Source organism: Flavobacterium proteolyticum, assembly GCF_015223105.1.
Lineage (GTDB): Bacteria > Bacteroidota > Bacteroidia > Flavobacteriales > Flavobacteriaceae > Flavobacterium > Flavobacterium proteolyticum.
This window is the reverse complement of record NZ_JADFTZ010000002.1, coordinates 234,827-250,724: the sequence shown is the minus strand read 5'-3', so window position 1 is coordinate 250,724 and position 15,898 is coordinate 234,827. Positions and strand designations below refer to the sequence as shown.

Here is a 15,898-nt window from a genome sequence, read left to right as displayed (position 1 = left end):
CGAGATTTTTATTTCATCTTTATATAAATTGTCGTTACCTTCTAGCACCACCACGACGTTTTGTTTTAACAACTGTAGTTTTTCCTCTTTTGTTTTTGTGTACAACTGTTGTTCCTCTTCTGTTATGAACTACTATAGTTGATCTGCTTCTTCTTGGGGAATATACTTTTCTAGCGACAACAACTCTATGTGTTGCCGTTCTGTGATAATATACGCGATGCTGTGCGCATCTTCCATAAAATACAGAGTAACGATATGGTCTCCATGGCTTCCACCATCTTGGATAGAATCCCCATCTATGTGGAGAAACCCAAACGACATAACCTGGTGCATATAAAAAGCGCACACTTGGCCAAAACCAAACATTTACTACAACTCCTGTTGGTGTAATTTCCAATGCATTGGGACCTCCTTTTGATTTTTCCATTTTTTCATCTATTTCAAAAGGTTCAATAATGGTGTTTTCAGCATATAATTCTGAATCACCTTCAATTTGTAAGATGGCTGATTCATTTCCCGTTTTTTCAATTCCAATAATTGCGATATCTTGTTTTTCTTTTTCGTTTAAAAAAGTACTTAAAACAATTACATGTGTGTCTTTTTCTTGTATATCTTGCACTACAATGTAATCTGTTTCGCCATCATTATTTAAATCAAGATTATTAACATTATTGTTTTCTTCATTGATTAATTTTTCAAATTCTTCTAGTGAATTTGCTTTTTTAAATAATGCCAAAGCACCTTCTAAACTAAAATTGTCACCAGTAAATTCAGGAAAATCATTTTTATCATTTTCTTGACCAAAGCTTGCTGTAATTCCAAGAATTAGCAACAAAAAAACAGATAATTTTTTCATAATTAAAATACTTTTTTTATTATGAATTTGACATTATAAAATTAAAAAGGTTTAATAAAGAGTCAAAAATTATTCGACATCTTCTGATAAATCCTTTAAATGAACTCTTAATGCATTGACAGAAATACTTATCTCCCAAAATGAGATTCCTAATGAAATCAATAAGCAAAATAAACTACCTCCAAATAGATAAATTCCAAAATCTCCATGATTTATATAAAGTAGCAACATTGCAAAAACAGATAAGAACAAACACATTACTCCAAAAAGTTGCATGTAACGGATTAGCGTTAATCGTAAGTTTAAATTTTTGATTTCCAGTAAAATGCTTTTGTTATGATTGTCGTCGTAGTTTTTCTTCAAGTTACGGATGATTTGAGCAATCGTTAAAAATCGATTAGTATAAGCTAATAGGATTAACGAGGTTGCGGAGAATAATAAAGCTGGAGTTTCGATTGAGAGTGTCATACTATTTTTATAAAATATAAAATTACAAAAAATCCTGAGAGGTTTTTGAAACCTGGCAGGATTAATATTTAAAGGTTTTTTTTTACTTATTTAACAATGCTTTGATTTTCGTTTTCAATTCATCAAAATCATCTTGTTTGAATCCTATTGATGTGTAAATAATAGTCCCTGTTTCGTCAATAAGATAATTTCTTGGGATGAATTGTGTTGCGAAAAGTTTATAAATGGCTCTTGCTTCATCAGGATAAATAGGAAAAGTGAATTTTTTCTTTGCGATAAAAGCATTGGTTTCTTCTAATTTGTGCTCTCTACCAAAACTCATCAAAATGAAATTATCGTTTTTATAGACATTCCAAATTTCAGATTCTAAGTGTGGCATTTCTTGCATACACGGACCACACCAAGTGGCAAAAAAATTAATAAGGATTATTTTTCCTTTATGCTCTGATATGTTTTTCGATTCTCCTTTTTCATTTAGATAACTAAACATTGGTAGTTTATCTCCAACCTTTAAAATGTTTGTTTTTTCATAATTTACATTGTCTTGTGCTGATACAAGATTGAAAAGAAAAAGAATTGATACTAATGCTAGTTTTTTCATATTTTATTTTTTCATGTTTTTATATAATATATTCTCCTGCATTTCTTTTTCCTTTTCTTTTTCTATTTTTTTGAAAATTGAAGTAAAATTTCCTTTAAAATTCTCTTTTAAATTTTTAACGCCTAACTTTTCTAAGCTGTATAAATATATGTTTATTGCTTTTTCAGAATCATTCTTCATATAAGGAGCAGTTAGCCAAAATACCTGTGCTGCAAAATCATATACACCTAAATCTAATGCAATATCAGCGTATTTGTATATGTCATTTAGAATTTCATTTTTATTTTTAAATAAAGATTGAATTTCTTGACGTCTAAATAATAAATAACCTTCTTTTGGGTTGCTCGCTCTAACATCCATATTGTATAAAGGATTGTGCTGGTAAATCTCTATTTTGGCTTTATCCCATTGTGATCTATCGTTTGTTTCAATTTTTTTATCATTTAGATCTTTTGTGTTTTGTGAAAAATATAATTCGTACAAGTTCCATGATGAATTTGGATATACTTTTTTAATATTTTGATAAATTTCAATTGCTTTGTCATAGTTTTTTTTGTCATGCTCAGTAATTCCTTTTGCAATTTCATCATTTATTTCATTGTTGAAAAGTTCTAATCGAAACTCAATTTCTTTTAAATAGTCAGTTGAGATGCTTTCTTTGTCTGCAAAAAGTTTTAATATTTCAATGTATTTGTATGCATAATCAAACTCGCCTTGAGAAACTAACATAAAAGTTTTTGTTATAGGAATCAATAGATTTCCATTCGACATTTCCATACAAGCTCTCCAATAGTCTGAATTTTTATCCGTTAACTCAGCAATGTTTTGAGTTTTTGTAAAATCGGTTTTCTCAATTAGTTTGCCAAAATTTTTAACCCCAGCAAATTTATCATCAACAATAACTTGATAAGCACTTAAAACAGGAAGAACTTCATTAATAGCATAATCTTTATTTAGCTGTATTTTAGTTTCTAGATTAGCTTTTTTATATTCCTCTAATTTTTGTTTAATTGGGTCTACATAATCTTTAAAGTCAGTTATTTCTTTTTCTGATTTTGTATTGACAGAAATGAATACCGGAAAATCAACAAGTTTTGTGTTTTCTAATTTATATGCTTTTATATCGGTTATTATTTTCTGCTCTTTAATCGCATCGATTTTTGGATCAGAATATACCTTAATTGTTGGGTCTCCAGTTTTATGACTAATGATTAAAACTCCAATTTTTTCTTCTTTTGGTAGTGTTTTATATTCTATTTCAAAATATTTGATTATTTTTCCAATAGTCGCAATGTATTTATCTTCATTAATATTGACTTCTGAAATTTTATCATTCGCCAATATGTTTAATGATATTTTTGGTTTGTCTTCTTGTGAAAACATTGCATAACTTATAAGAAAGAAAACAGTTAATAGGGTTTGATTGATTTTCATTTTGAATATTTTTTGTAAATAACAATATTACAAAAAAAACCTACAAGATTTAAAATTCTTGTAGGTTTTTAGATTGTTTTTTATCTTATACTTCTTACTTCAAAGTCTCAAAACTTCTCTTCACAAAAGCTGTCAACTCTTCACCCTTTAACAATCCTTGAGAAAGTTTAGCTAAATCTAAAGCTTGTTTAACCAAGTCTTTTTGTGCATCTTCTGAACTGTTCAAAATAGTAGCAGCTAATTCTGAATTTGTATTTACTACTAAATTATACATATCAGGAAAGTTGCCCATGCCAAACATTCCGCCACCACCGGTTGCGCTCATTTCTTTCATTCTACGCATGAATTCTGGTTGGGTAATAATGAATGGTGCTGTATTGCTGTCTAAATTTTCTAATTGCACGGTGTAGTTTTCTTTCGGAACTACTGTTTCAATAGATGTTTTTAGTTTTTCTTTTTCGTCATCTGATAATTTCGAAATCGTTTCTTCTTCTTTCTGAATTAATTTATCGATATGATCCGCATCTACACGAGCAAAAGTTAAATTCTCATTATCCGCTTCTAATTTTTGAATCAAATGTGAAACAATTGGCGAATCTAATAGTAAAACTTGATATCCTTTTTCTTTTGCAATGTCAATGTAACTGTGTTGTGCATCTTTGTTCGAAGCATAAAGCACAACTAGTTTTCCGTTTTTGTCGGTTTGATTTGGCGCAATAGCTTCTTTTAATTCCGCTAATGTGTAATATTTGTCTTCAGTTGTTGGATACAATACAAAATCGCCTGCTTTTTCATAGAATTTTGGTTCCGAAAGCATTCCGTATTCCAATACCACTTTGATGTCGTTCCATTTTTGTTGGAAATCTTCACGGTTTTCATTGAATAACGATTTTAATTTATCCGCTACTTTTCTAGTGATGTAATTTGAAATTTTCTTTACATTTCCATCCGCTTGTAAGTACGAACGTGATACGTTCAATGGAATGTCTGGCGAGTCTACCACACCTTTTAACATCATTAAGAATTCAGGAACAATTCCTTCTACGTTATCCGTTACGAAAACCTGATTTTGGTACAATTGGATTTTGTCTTTCTGAATTTGTAAGTCAGATGATAATTTTGGGAAATATAAAATTCCAGTTAAGTGGAACGGATAATCTACATTTAAATGAATGTTGAATAACGGTTCATCAAATTGCATTGGATACAATTCACGATAGAAATTTTTATAATCTTCATCCGATAAATCACTTGGTTGTTTTGTCCAAGCTGGATTTGGATTATTGATGATATTATCTACATCAACATATTCTGTTTTGTAATCCTCAGGAGCGTCTTCTGGTTTTGGAAGTGCTTCTTTTTTTGTTCCAAATTTAATCGGAATCGGCATGAATTTGTTGTATTTGGTCAACAATTCACGGATTTTGAATTCTTCCAAAAATTCTAATGAATCTTCAGCGATATGTAGGATGATTTCTGTTCCTCTTTCTGTTTTGTCATGAGAAGTTAAAGTAAATTCCGGACTTCCGTCGCAAATCCAATGTGCGGCTGGCTCGTCTTTGTATGATTTAGTGATGATTTCCACTTTTGAAGCCACCATGAACGCCGAATAAAATCCTAATCCAAAGTGACCAATAACACCTGAATCTTTGGCAGAATCTTTATATTTTTCTAAGAATTCTTCTGCGCCTGAGAATGCGATTTGGTTGATGTATTTTTCCACTTCATCGGCTGTCATTCCTAAACCTTGATCGATAATGTGAAGTTTTTTTCCTTCTTTATCGATTTTTACTTCGATCTTAGGATTGCCATATTCTACTTTTGCTTCGCCAATGCTAGTTAAATGTTTTAATTTTAAAGTAGCGTCGGTTGCATTCGATACTAATTCACGAAGAAAAATTTCGTGGTCACTATACAAAAACTTTTTGATTAAGGGAAAGATGTTTTCTACTGAAACATTAATTTTTCCTGATGCCATATTTAAAATTTTAAGTTAAACAATTTGATGTTTATCTATCTTTCAAAAGAAATACCAAACTTAAATTGGTGACAAATTGACATAATTTTTAATCTTATCTTTGTAAAAAAAATAGTCATGCTGTCTGTTCAAAATATTACTTTTTCTTACATCGATACACCTAATTTACATTCCATTTCTCTAAGCTTGACTAAAGGGAAAAATTTGGCTTTAATTGGAGAAAGTGGTTGTGGAAAAAGTACCTTATTAAAATTGATTTACGGTTTGTATGACTTAGATGAAGGTCAGATTTTTTGGAATGATATAGAAGTGTTGGGTCCGAAATATCATTTGATTCCAGGTATGCCTTTTATGAAGTATTTGGCTCAAGATTTCGATTTGATGCCTTTTATTACGGTTGCTGAGAACGTGGGAAAATACCTTTCTAATTTTTATCCTGAAGAAAAAAAAGCCAGAATTGCAGAGTTATTAGAAATCGTAGAAATGACAGAATATGCCAATATAAAAGCTAAGTATTTAAGTGGCGGTCAAATGCAACGTGTGGCTTTAGCAAGGGTTTTGGCTCTTGAACCGGAAGTTTTATTGTTGGACGAGCCTTTTAGTCATATCGATAATTTCAGAAAGAATAGTTTGAGAAGAAAACTGTTTGGTTATTTAAAAGAAAAAGGAATCACTTGTGTTGTTGCCACTCATGATAGTACGGATGTTCTATCTTTCGCAGATGAGGTAGCGATTATTAAAGAAGGAAAAATCATTGAAAGTGGTATTCCAAAATTCATTTACGATAATCCAAGAGACAAATATGTAGCTTCGTTGTTCGGAGATGTTAACGAAATTGAAATCAACGGCGAACCAAAATTTGTTTATCCACATCAATTAAAAGTGGTGTTGAATTCCGATTTAAAAGTAGAGATTGTCAATTCTTATTTTAGAGGAAGTCATTATTTGATAGAAGCGAAATATGGTAATCGAATTTTATTTTTTGAAAATGATACGATTTTGGAGAATGGGGAAGTGGTTTGTTTGAAAAAAGTGTAACATCCCCCTAACCCCCTTCAAAAGGGGAATTGCAAATAAGATATGAAAGAAATTAAGAGAAATAAAATTATCCCATACAATCCGAAATTAAAAGAGTTGGCTAGAGAATTAAGGAAAAATAGCAAACCAGCAGAAATTGTATTTTGGAAAATGGTGAAAGGTAAATCTTTAGGTGTAGAATTTCATAGGCAAGTTCCAATGTTAAATTATATTGTGGATTTTTATTGTCATGAAATTGGTTTAGCAATTGAATTAGATGGAACTATTCATGATAATGCTTTTTTGGAAGATGCAAAACGACAAGGAGAATTAGAACAACAAGGAGTCGTTTTTTTAAGGTTTTTAAATGATGAAGTGCTCCAATATAGTCATCACGTCTTGAACGAGTTATCTGCGAAAATTAAAGAATTGAATAGTGATTCGTAGAAAAAGTTCCCCCTTTGAAGGGGGCTAGGGGGATGTAAAAAAAAATAGACCTTCAAATCTCTCAATTCAAAGGTCTATCTTCTTTACTCTATGTTTTTATGTCATCCTGAGCTTGTCGAAGGACTAATTCTTTAAATACTTTTCTAAGAATTGATCTTGTTCCCATAACAAATGTAAGATGTTTTCTTTGGCAACATAACCATGGCTTTCTTTAGGTAAAATCACTAATCTAGCAGGTCCACCTAAACCTTTTAATGCTTGGAAATAACGCTCCGATTGTAAGGTAAAAGTTCCAGGATTGTTATCGGCTTCACCATGAACTAATAATAATGGTGTTTTCATTTTTTCGGCATTCATAAATGGCGACATAGTATTGTATACTTCTGGAACATCCCAATAATTACGTTGTTCGCTTTGGAATCCGAAAGGCGTTAATGTTCTGTTATAAGCACCACTTCTTGCAATTCCACAAGCAAATAAATTCGAATGCGTTAATAAATTAGCCGTCATGAAAGCTCCGTATGAGTGACCTCCAATTGCTACTTTTTTACGATTGATGTAACCCAATTTATCTACTGCATCAATTGCTGCTTCTGCATTAGCCACTAATTGTGGAATAAATGTGTCATTAGGTTCTGTTGTTCCCTCTCCAATAATTGGAAAAGCCGCGTCATCTAAAACCGCATAACCTTTGGTTACCCAATACACAAACGAACCATAGTTTGGGAATGTAAATTCATTCGGGTTTTTATCGTTTTGTCCAGCCGAATTTTTGTCTTTGTATTCTGCCGGATAAGCCCAAATTAATAAAGGTAATTTTTCTTTTTTCGTTTTGTCATATCCTGCAGGTAAATATAAAGTTCCCGAAAGTTCTACACCATCATTTCTTTTGTATTTGATAACTTCTTTATGAACGTTTTTGATACTTTCGAATGGGTTTTTGAAAGTGGTAATTGGCGTTAATTTGTTTTTGGACTTGATGTTTCTAAAGTAGTAATTTGGATATTCATTTTTAGACTGAATCATCACTAATACTTCTCCTTTTTTGAAATCTTCAATCGACATCAAATCTTCTTTTTTGTCTTTCATGTTAGAAGTATACAATCTCGTTTTTTTCAACGTATTGAAATCGTATTCATCAATAAAAGGGAATTGTCCTTCTTTTGTATGTCCAGCTCCAACTAAATAGCCTTTATTGTTTTCAATAGCAATTACATATCTTCCAAATTCGTTCTTTTTCATTTCGAAATTGCCAGGATCTGAATAAATGTCTTGTGAATTTCTGTCTTCAATAATTTTTGGAGCAATTGCTAAATTCGATGGGTTGAATAAATATGCTTTTGTATTTCTAGTGTCGTACCAAGAATCGGCTACAATTGCAATATTGTCGTTTGCCCACATGATACCTCCGTAACGTTGTTGCGTTTTGATTAAGCTTGTTGGATTAGAAGTAAATGGCGCTTCCCATAAGAAAACTTCATCTCTGAAATCTGCTTTTACTGCTTGGTCTCCACCATCTAAAGCTTCAACAAAATATAAAGTTGCTGCTTTGTCGGCTCTCCATCCCATGCTTCTTTTTCCTTTACGTACCGATGAAAAACCTTTCGGCATGATTTCGGTTAAAGGTACTTCGTTTACCATTTTAACTTCTTTTCCGTTGGCGTCATAAACAGTAGTTTTTTGAGGAAAACGACTCATCGGAACAATATAAGAATAGGGTTTTTGAATGGTGGTTAGCATTAAATAATTGCCATCTGGAGAAAAACTTTCTCCTGCGTAAATATCAGCACCTTTAAATAAAGTAGTATTTCCAGAAAGACTAACTTTATACAATGCTGAAGTAACTAAAACATCAAAATTAGCTTCATCTGTTTTGTTTTTCAATAAGTCTTGATACGTTCTGTTTTGTGATTTTGAACCATCACTCGTTGAAACTGTTGGTCCTTTTGGTAAATCCTTATTGCTATCGATTAAAGCTGGACGATTTTTTGGTAACACTTTTACCAATAAAGTTTCGTTGTCCTTCATCCAATTAAACGGACTTCCAAGATTCGCATTCAAATTATCAGAAGTTAATTTTTTAGCGGTTGCCGTTGCTACATCAATTACCCAAAGTTCTACGCCTTGATTCGTGGTGTTCGTAAAAGCGATTTTCTTTTCGTTTGGTGACCAAGAAACATTCGTAATTCTAGCATTTGCAGGTAATCCGCTAACTTGAATTTCGTTTTTGTCTTTGATTTTTCTAATCTTTAGATTGTTGATATACGTCACTGTACTTGAAATATTAGTAACAGGATTAATACGTAATCCGCCTAATTTCATTTCGGTCTGATTTAAATCGTCTAATGTTTTGTACGTATTTCGATAACTTAAAAGCATGTATTCTTTTTTAGTATCCATACTTACCGATGGTGCTCTTTCGTAATCAGCCAAAGCTAAAATTTCTGCTGATGGCTTTTGATACGTTACATTTTCTTGTGCCATTGTGGAGAATGTTCCCACAAAAACGAACAAAGAAAGGAGTTTTAGTTTCATTGTTTTTGGTTTTATAATTTGCTCTAAAATTATTTTTTTAGTTACAATTTTTTTACAATTATTTGTTAATTTTTCTTACCTTTATAATTCGTTAAAACAATAAAAACATTTTAAATTATGGGAAAATTTGTAATTTCAACAAGAAAAAACGGAGAATTTCAATTTAGCTTAAAAGCTGGTAATGGTCAAGAAATTTTAGCTAGTGAAGGATATACAACTAAAGCAGCTTGTTTAAATGGTGTTGAATCTGTGAAGAAAAATTCACAAGACGAAGCTCGTTTTGATAAGTTAGAATCAAAAAATGGTAAATTTTATTTCAATTTGAAAGCTACTAATGGTCAGATTATAGGAACTAGCGAAATGTATGAAAGCACTGCTTCAAGAGACAACGGAATTGCTTCAGTAGCTAAAAATGCTCCAGATGCTTCTGTTGATGATCAAACAGCGTAAATTTAATAAATAGATTTATAAAGTGTCTACCTAAAAAGTAGACACTTTTTGTTTTTAGATTTGTCAAAACAACAAAAAAAAGATTCCAAATTAATAATTTCGTATTTTTGTAGCTTAATTTAGAAAGAAAAATATGTATCATTCAAAAATTTCGGGTTTAGGTTATTACGTTCCAGATAATGTAGTAACTAATGATGATTTGTCAAAAATAATGGATACAAACGATGAATGGATTCAGGAACGAACTGGAATTCAAGAGCGTCGTCATATCATAAGAGGAGAAGATACTACCACTTCGATGGGAGTAAAAGCTGCTAAAATAGCCATAGAACGTTCAGGTGTTGCTAAAGAGGATATCGATTTTGTAATTTTCGCGACATTGAGTCCCGATTATTATTTTCCTGGTCCAGGAGTTTTAGTACAACGCGATTTAGGGTTAAGAACTGTTGGTGCTTTAGATGTTCGTAATCAATGTTCTGGATTTGTTTATGCGATTTCAATTGCGGATCAATACATCAAAACCGGAATGTATAAAAACGTTTTAGTTATTGGTTCCGAACTCCATTCAACAGGTTTAGATATGACGACTCGCGGAAGAGGAGTTTCTGTAATTTTTGGAGATGGAGCAGGAGCGGCGGTACTTTCAAGAGAAGAAGATTTGACTAAAGGAATTTTATCAACTCATTTACATTCAGAAGGGCAACATGCTGAAGAATTATCATTAATTGCTCCAGGAATGGGGAAACGTTGGGTAACCGACATCATTGCTGATAACGATCCAAACGATGAAAGCTATTATCCATATATGAACGGACAATTTGTATTTAAAAATGCAGTAGTTCGTTTCAGTGAAGTCATCAATGAAGGATTGCAAGCGAATAATTTACAAGTTTCCGATATTAATATGTTGGTACCACATCAAGCGAATTTGAGAATTTCACAGTTCATTCAACAGAAATTCCGTTTAACAGATGACCAAGTATTCAACAACATTCAAAAATACGGAAATACTACCGCAGCTTCTATTCCAATTGCTTTAACAGAAGCTTGGGAACAAGGTAAAATTAAATCAGGAGATTTAGTAGTTTTAGCTGCTTTTGGTTCTGGATTTACTTGGGGAAGTGTTATTATTAGATGGTAATGAAAGCATTTTATTTAGATAAATTCAAGTATAATTTAGATAAGAATCAGCAAATGATTCAATTTCTTGTTGAGCATGAAAATGAACTAAGCGAAAAGATACACGTTCTGATTTCACACATTTTAAATGCTCATGAAATTTGGAATACTAGAATTTTAAAAGTTCCAACACAATATGGAGTTTGGCAATTGCAAAATTGGAAAGAAATGCTTGAAGTAGATATAAAGAATTATGAAATTTCTTTGTCTATTTTAGAATCAAAAGAACTAGATGCTAATGTAGATTACATAACTTCAACAGGTGAACATTATTCTAATTCCATTCAAGATTTGTTGTTTCATGTAATTAATCATTCAAATTATCATAGAGCGCAGATTAATTCAGAACTGAAAAGTTTAGGATTAAAGCCTTTAATAACTGATTATGTTTTTTACAAAAGAAAATAAAAAAAAACGCTCTGAATTTTCAGAGCGTTTTTTTACTTCTTTATTGAAAATTCCAAGTTGAATATTCAATATTATATTAAATAACGAATGTTGAATTTTGAACAACGAATATTGAAGTTTTAGAACATTCCGCCGCCACCACTAGTTTCGTTAGCATCTCTTTGTTTTCTTGCTAAAGCACGGTTTTTACCGCCGCCAAAAATGTAGTTGAATCCTACGTAAAATGTTTGACTTTCCCAGTAAAAAGCTCCTTGTTGTCTAAACGGAATATTACCATCAAAAGCAAAACGCATATTTTCGAAAACGTCATTATAACGAGCTGTTATCGTACCTTTTCCTTTTAAAATGTTATAGGTGGCTCCAAGATCCATTTTATACATTGGTTTTCTATCGTATTGTAAGCCTTTGTCTTTTCCTCGGTACATTCCAAATAATTGAAAGCGTAAATCTTTAGTTGCTGTAAAGGTGTTGTTGATTCTGGTGTTAAAAGTCACCACATCTACTGAAGCATTTTCTAATGCGTTTGTGTTTGCATTTTGTACGGTTCCTTTAGCGGTTTTAAAATATATATCCGAACTAGCATTAACTGCCCACCATTTTGTGAATTTTAAATTTGCAGAAGATTCAATTCCAAAAGCATCATTATTTGCAAAATTGGCATACGATAAAATATTACGGTTTGGATTGTTTGGGTCGTTATAAACCGTTCTTGAAATCTCATCCGAAATACTTCTATAGAAAACACCACTTGTGATTGAGCCAATTTTTGTAGTTCTAGTGTAATTCACTTCAAATGAGTTGGTAAATTGTGGTACTAAAGCTGGATTTCCTCTTGATTCCATTAAAGGCGTTGTCCATTCTCTAATTGGGCTAATTTGTCCAATGCTTGGTCGATCAACTCTTCTTGAATAATTGAAATTAAATGAGTTTTTATCGTTTGCTGTATATGTTAAAAATGCCGATGGATAAGCCGTGAATAAATCATCAGAAATATTTTGGGCATCAGAAAAACTTGGATTGGTTTCGTTGATGGCAAAATCGGCATCTAAATCAAAATATTCTAAACGAACACCAAGTTGACCACTCCATTTTCCAATTTGCTTCCCTAAATTGGCATAAGCCGAATAAATATTTCTACCAAATTCAAACGAATTATTAGCGCTTGTAAAACTCGGATTAATATCATTAAAACTATTACCCGAATTCTGAATTCTCGTTTCCACTCCCAATTCTAATTTCGTGCTTTCGGTTAACGGATTTACATAATCGGCATTAAACTGAAAATAATCGGTTGTTCCTTTTACTAAATTGGTTCTTTCGTAAGTTTCTGTTGGGTTTGAAACTGTTTCATCATAAACAGTATTCTCATCATTAACGGTATGGGAATAGTTGAATTGAAGTTCTAAATTTTCATCTTTCTTTTCAAAGTCATGCTTAAAAACCATGTCATAGGTTTGGTTTTTGTTGTTGCTGTTGCTTCCAAAAAGCTGAGTTGTATTTCGGTTTGTAATTGCATCGTCGTAAACAACAGTTGTCAAGCCTGTCCCGGAGCCGTTAGTAAAACTTTGATTGGTATAAGCTGACAATGTGTTTTTTTCGTTAATGTAATAATCCATTCCTAGTTTTAATAGATGTGAATTATTCTTATTTCGGAAATTAAAATCTTGACGATTTTCTTGATTGGTTCTTTCGCTATCTACATAACCATTGTTTGCGTTAATTCCGTGATTAAAACCATAATTGGTATAAAAATTTACTTTTCCTACGCGGTAATTCATGTTTAAAGCCGAGTTGGTTTTTGGCGTGATTCCGAAAGTAACGCCTGTGTTGATAGAACCATTAAAACCATCTTGTGAATTTTTATGCAAAATAATATTGATGATTCCGCTCATTCCTTCTGGATTATATTTTGCCGAAGGATTTGTAATCAACTCAATTTGTTTAATTGAAGCCGATGGAATTTGTTGTAACAATTGCTCCACCGAAACATTCGAGGGTTTTCCATCGATAAGTACACGAACATTGCTGTTTCCTCTCATACTAATTTCTTTCGTTTGAGGGTCAATGCTTACTGTTGGGATATTATTCATAATTTCAGAAGCAGTAGTTCCAGAAGCAATTAAATCTTTACCAACGTTAATTACTTTTCTATCAATTTTTTGCACCATGTTGGAACGTTCAGCCACCACTTCAACATCTTTTAATTCGGATACGTCTTCAGAAATAGCAATTGTTCCTAAGTTTTGATTAGCATCAGCAGTCAAATCAATGTTTTTTACAACCGTTGTGTATCCAATAAATTGAATTTCGACAGTGTATTTTTGTATGGCTAATTTGTTGATGGCAAAATTTCCGTCTTCTGTGGTTACACCTCCTGTAACAATCTTGTCATTATCTTTAAGAATAATGTTAACGTAAGGTAAAGGTTCATTAGTTTTTTTGTCAATAACCTTTCCTTTGATAGTTCCCGAATTTTGTGCAAATCCAAAAGCAATGGAACACAAAAAACAGGTAGTAATTAATTTAAGTTTCATTTGTTTGTTTTTAATTATATGATTGATGATTGTGTTTAATAGACTTCAACAATTGTTAATTGTTACAGTATTTTTGAAATATTTTTTTAATCAAAAAAAAACTAATCACTATTTACTAATCGCAAACTACTATTTATTACCTTTGCACGTTCAAAAAAATAAGGTAAAATGACATTACATCACACATTAACAACACACATCCAAAAAGCGGTTGAAGAATTGTTCAATATTTCTATTGAAAAAGTTGAATTTCAAGCTACTAGGAAAGAGTTCGAAGGTGATATTACTATGGTAGTTTTTCCTTTGGTAAAAGCATTAAAAGGCAATCCAGTTGAAATTGGAAATCAGATTGGAAATTACTTAGTGGCGAACGTAAATGAAGTTTCTAAGTTCAATGTAGTAGGCGGATTTTTAAATATCGTGATTTCGGATGCTTTTTATGTGGAATTTTTCAATTCAATAAAAAACAACGAAACATTTGGTTTTGTAGCTCCAAAAGAAGGAGAGAAAGCTGTAATGGTAGAATATTCTTCACCAAATACTAATAAACCATTGCACTTAGGTCACATCAGAAATAATTTATTAGGTTATTCGGTTGCTGAGATTTTAAAAGCTTCAGGAAAAAAAGTATATAAAACCCAAATCATCAACGATAGAGGAATTCATATCTGTAAATCGATGTTGGCTTGGCAGAAATTCGGAAACGGACAAACGCCAGAATCAACAGGGTTGAAAGGTGATAAATTGGTTGGGAATTTCTATGTGGAATTCGACAAACAATACAAAAAAGAGATTTCAGAATTAATTGCTCAAGGTAAAAGCGAAGACGAAGCAAAAAAACTAGCACCATCTATTTTAGAAGCACAACAAATGCTTTTAGATTGGGAAAATGGAAAACCAGAAGTTATTGAACTTTGGAAAACCATGAACCAATGGGTGTATGATGGTTTTGCTCAAACGTATAAAAATCTTGGCGTTGATTTTGATAGCTACTATTATGAATCCAACACGTATTTACTTGGAAAAGAAGTAGTGCAATTTGGTTTAGAAAAAGGCATTTTCGAGAAAGACCCTGATGGTTCGGTTTGGATTGATTTAACGGCTGATGGTTTAGATAGAAAAATCGTGCTTCGTTCTGATGGAACAGCGGTTTATATGACGCAAGATATTGGAACCGCAATCCAACGTGTGAAAGATTTTCCAGATGTTGGTGGAATGGTTTATACGGTAGGAAACGAGCAAGATTACCATTTCAAAGTATTGTTCTTAATCTTGAAAAAGTTAGGATTTGATTGGGCAGATAGCTTATATCATTTATCATACGGAATGGTAGAATTACCTTCTGGAAAAATGAAATCGCGTGAAGGAACCGTTGTAGATGCAGATGATTTAATGGCAGAAATGACGACTACTGCACAAACTATTTCGGAAGAATTAGGGAAATTAGATGGATATTCTGAAGAAGAGAAAGCGGTTTTATTCAAAACAATCGGTTTAGGTGCGTTGAAATATTATATGTTGAAAGTTGATCCTAAAAAACAAATGATGTTCAATCCAGAAGAATCAGTTGATTTTGCAGGGAATACAGGACCATTCATTCAATATACGTATGCTCGTATTCAATCGATTTTGAGAAAAGCAGATTTTGATACTTCAATTTCAATTTCGGAATTAGAATTACACGAAAAAGAGAAAGAATTAATCAAACAAGTGCAGTTATTCCCTGAAGTAATTCAAAATGCTGCAGAAAATCACAGTCCGGCGTTGATTGCGAATTATGCGTATGATTTGGTGAAAGAATTCAACTCGTTCTATCAACAAGTTTCGATTTTAGGAGAAGAAAACCACGATAAAAAAGTGTTTCGAGTACAATTGTCAAAATCAGTTGGAAACACCATAAAAAATGCATTTCAGTTATTAGGAATTGAAGTTCCTGAAAGAATGTAATAAGAGTATTGAGTTTGAAGTTATCCTTGATTTTTGAATTTGCT

At 32.0% G+C, this 15,898-nt stretch carries 13 protein-coding genes; 6 read left to right on the top strand and 7 right to left on the bottom strand.

Annotation, left to right across the window (positions count from 1 at the left end):
* Positions 1-34: 34 nt before the first annotated feature.
* The 5 genes from IM755_RS06540 to htpG form a co-directional block, all read right to left on the bottom strand.
* The gene (locus IM755_RS06540) at positions 35-856 is read right to left on the bottom strand and encodes a hypothetical protein (protein ID WP_194094941.1); all 822 of its coding nucleotides are present in this window, start codon (positions 854-856) and stop codon (positions 35-37) included.
* A gap of 69 nt (positions 857-925) precedes the next feature.
* Positions 926-1,324, bottom strand: a complete 399-nt coding sequence (locus IM755_RS06535) for a DUF2721 domain-containing protein (protein ID WP_194094937.1) — start codon at positions 1,322-1,324, stop codon at positions 926-928.
* A gap of 82 nt (positions 1,325-1,406) precedes the next feature.
* The gene (locus tag IM755_RS06530) at positions 1,407-1,925 is read right to left on the bottom strand and encodes a TlpA family protein disulfide reductase (protein ID WP_194094935.1); all 519 of its coding nucleotides are present in this window, start codon (positions 1,923-1,925) and stop codon (positions 1,407-1,409) included.
* Between the two features lie 3 nt (positions 1,926-1,928).
* Positions 1,929-3,359 (bottom strand): hypothetical protein, encoded by a 1,431-nt coding sequence (locus tag IM755_RS06525; protein WP_194094934.1) that lies wholly within the window; start codon positions 3,357-3,359, stop codon positions 1,929-1,931.
* 94 nt (positions 3,360-3,453) lie between these two features.
* Positions 3,454-5,337, bottom strand: a complete 1,884-nt coding sequence (gene htpG, locus IM755_RS06520; RefSeq protein ID WP_194094931.1) for a molecular chaperone HtpG — start codon at positions 5,335-5,337, stop codon at positions 3,454-3,456.
* A 117-nt stretch (positions 5,338-5,454) separates the two neighbouring features.
* On the opposite strand from htpG, the gene IM755_RS06515 reads away from it, so the two are divergent.
* The gene (locus tag IM755_RS06515) at positions 5,455-6,375 is read left to right on the top strand and encodes an ABC transporter ATP-binding protein (protein WP_194094927.1); all 921 of its coding nucleotides are present in this window, start codon (positions 5,455-5,457) and stop codon (positions 6,373-6,375) included.
* Between the two features lie 42 nt (positions 6,376-6,417).
* Positions 6,418-6,801 (top strand): endonuclease domain-containing protein, encoded by a 384-nt coding sequence (locus IM755_RS06510; protein ID WP_194094924.1) that lies wholly within the window; start codon positions 6,418-6,420, stop codon positions 6,799-6,801.
* A gap of 123 nt (positions 6,802-6,924) precedes the next feature.
* Here the strand turns inward: IM755_RS06510 and IM755_RS06505 are convergent, their stop codons facing one another.
* Positions 6,925-9,336, bottom strand: a complete 2,412-nt coding sequence (locus tag IM755_RS06505; protein WP_194094922.1) for a S9 family peptidase — start codon at positions 9,334-9,336, stop codon at positions 6,925-6,927.
* A 117-nt stretch (positions 9,337-9,453) separates the two neighbouring features.
* On the opposite strand from IM755_RS06505, the gene IM755_RS06500 reads away from it, so the two are divergent.
* From IM755_RS06500 to IM755_RS06490, 3 genes are all read left to right on the top strand, one after another.
* Positions 9,454-9,786, top strand: a complete 333-nt coding sequence (locus IM755_RS06500) for a YegP family protein (protein WP_026724533.1) — start codon at positions 9,454-9,456, stop codon at positions 9,784-9,786.
* A 133-nt stretch (positions 9,787-9,919) separates the two neighbouring features.
* Positions 9,920-10,927, top strand: coding sequence for a 3-oxoacyl-ACP synthase III family protein (locus IM755_RS06495; protein ID WP_194094920.1), 1,008 nt, complete (start codon positions 9,920-9,922; stop codon positions 10,925-10,927).
* Positions 10,927-11,373, top strand: a complete 447-nt coding sequence (locus IM755_RS06490; protein ID WP_194094918.1) for a DinB family protein — start codon at positions 10,927-10,929, stop codon at positions 11,371-11,373. Before IM755_RS06495 ends, IM755_RS06490 begins: the two co-directional genes overlap by 1 nt.
* A gap of 119 nt (positions 11,374-11,492) precedes the next feature.
* Here the strand turns inward: IM755_RS06490 and IM755_RS06485 are convergent, their stop codons facing one another.
* A complete protein-coding gene (locus IM755_RS06485; protein WP_194094916.1) occupies positions 11,493-13,907 on the bottom strand; it encodes an outer membrane beta-barrel family protein in 2,415 nt (804 codons plus the stop codon).
* A 168-nt stretch (positions 13,908-14,075) separates the two neighbouring features.
* On the opposite strand from IM755_RS06485, the gene argS reads away from it, so the two are divergent.
* The gene (gene argS, locus IM755_RS06480) at positions 14,076-15,854 is read left to right on the top strand and encodes an arginine--tRNA ligase (RefSeq protein ID WP_194094913.1); all 1,779 of its coding nucleotides are present in this window, start codon (positions 14,076-14,078) and stop codon (positions 15,852-15,854) included.
* The last annotated feature ends 44 nt before the right edge of the window (positions 15,855-15,898 follow it).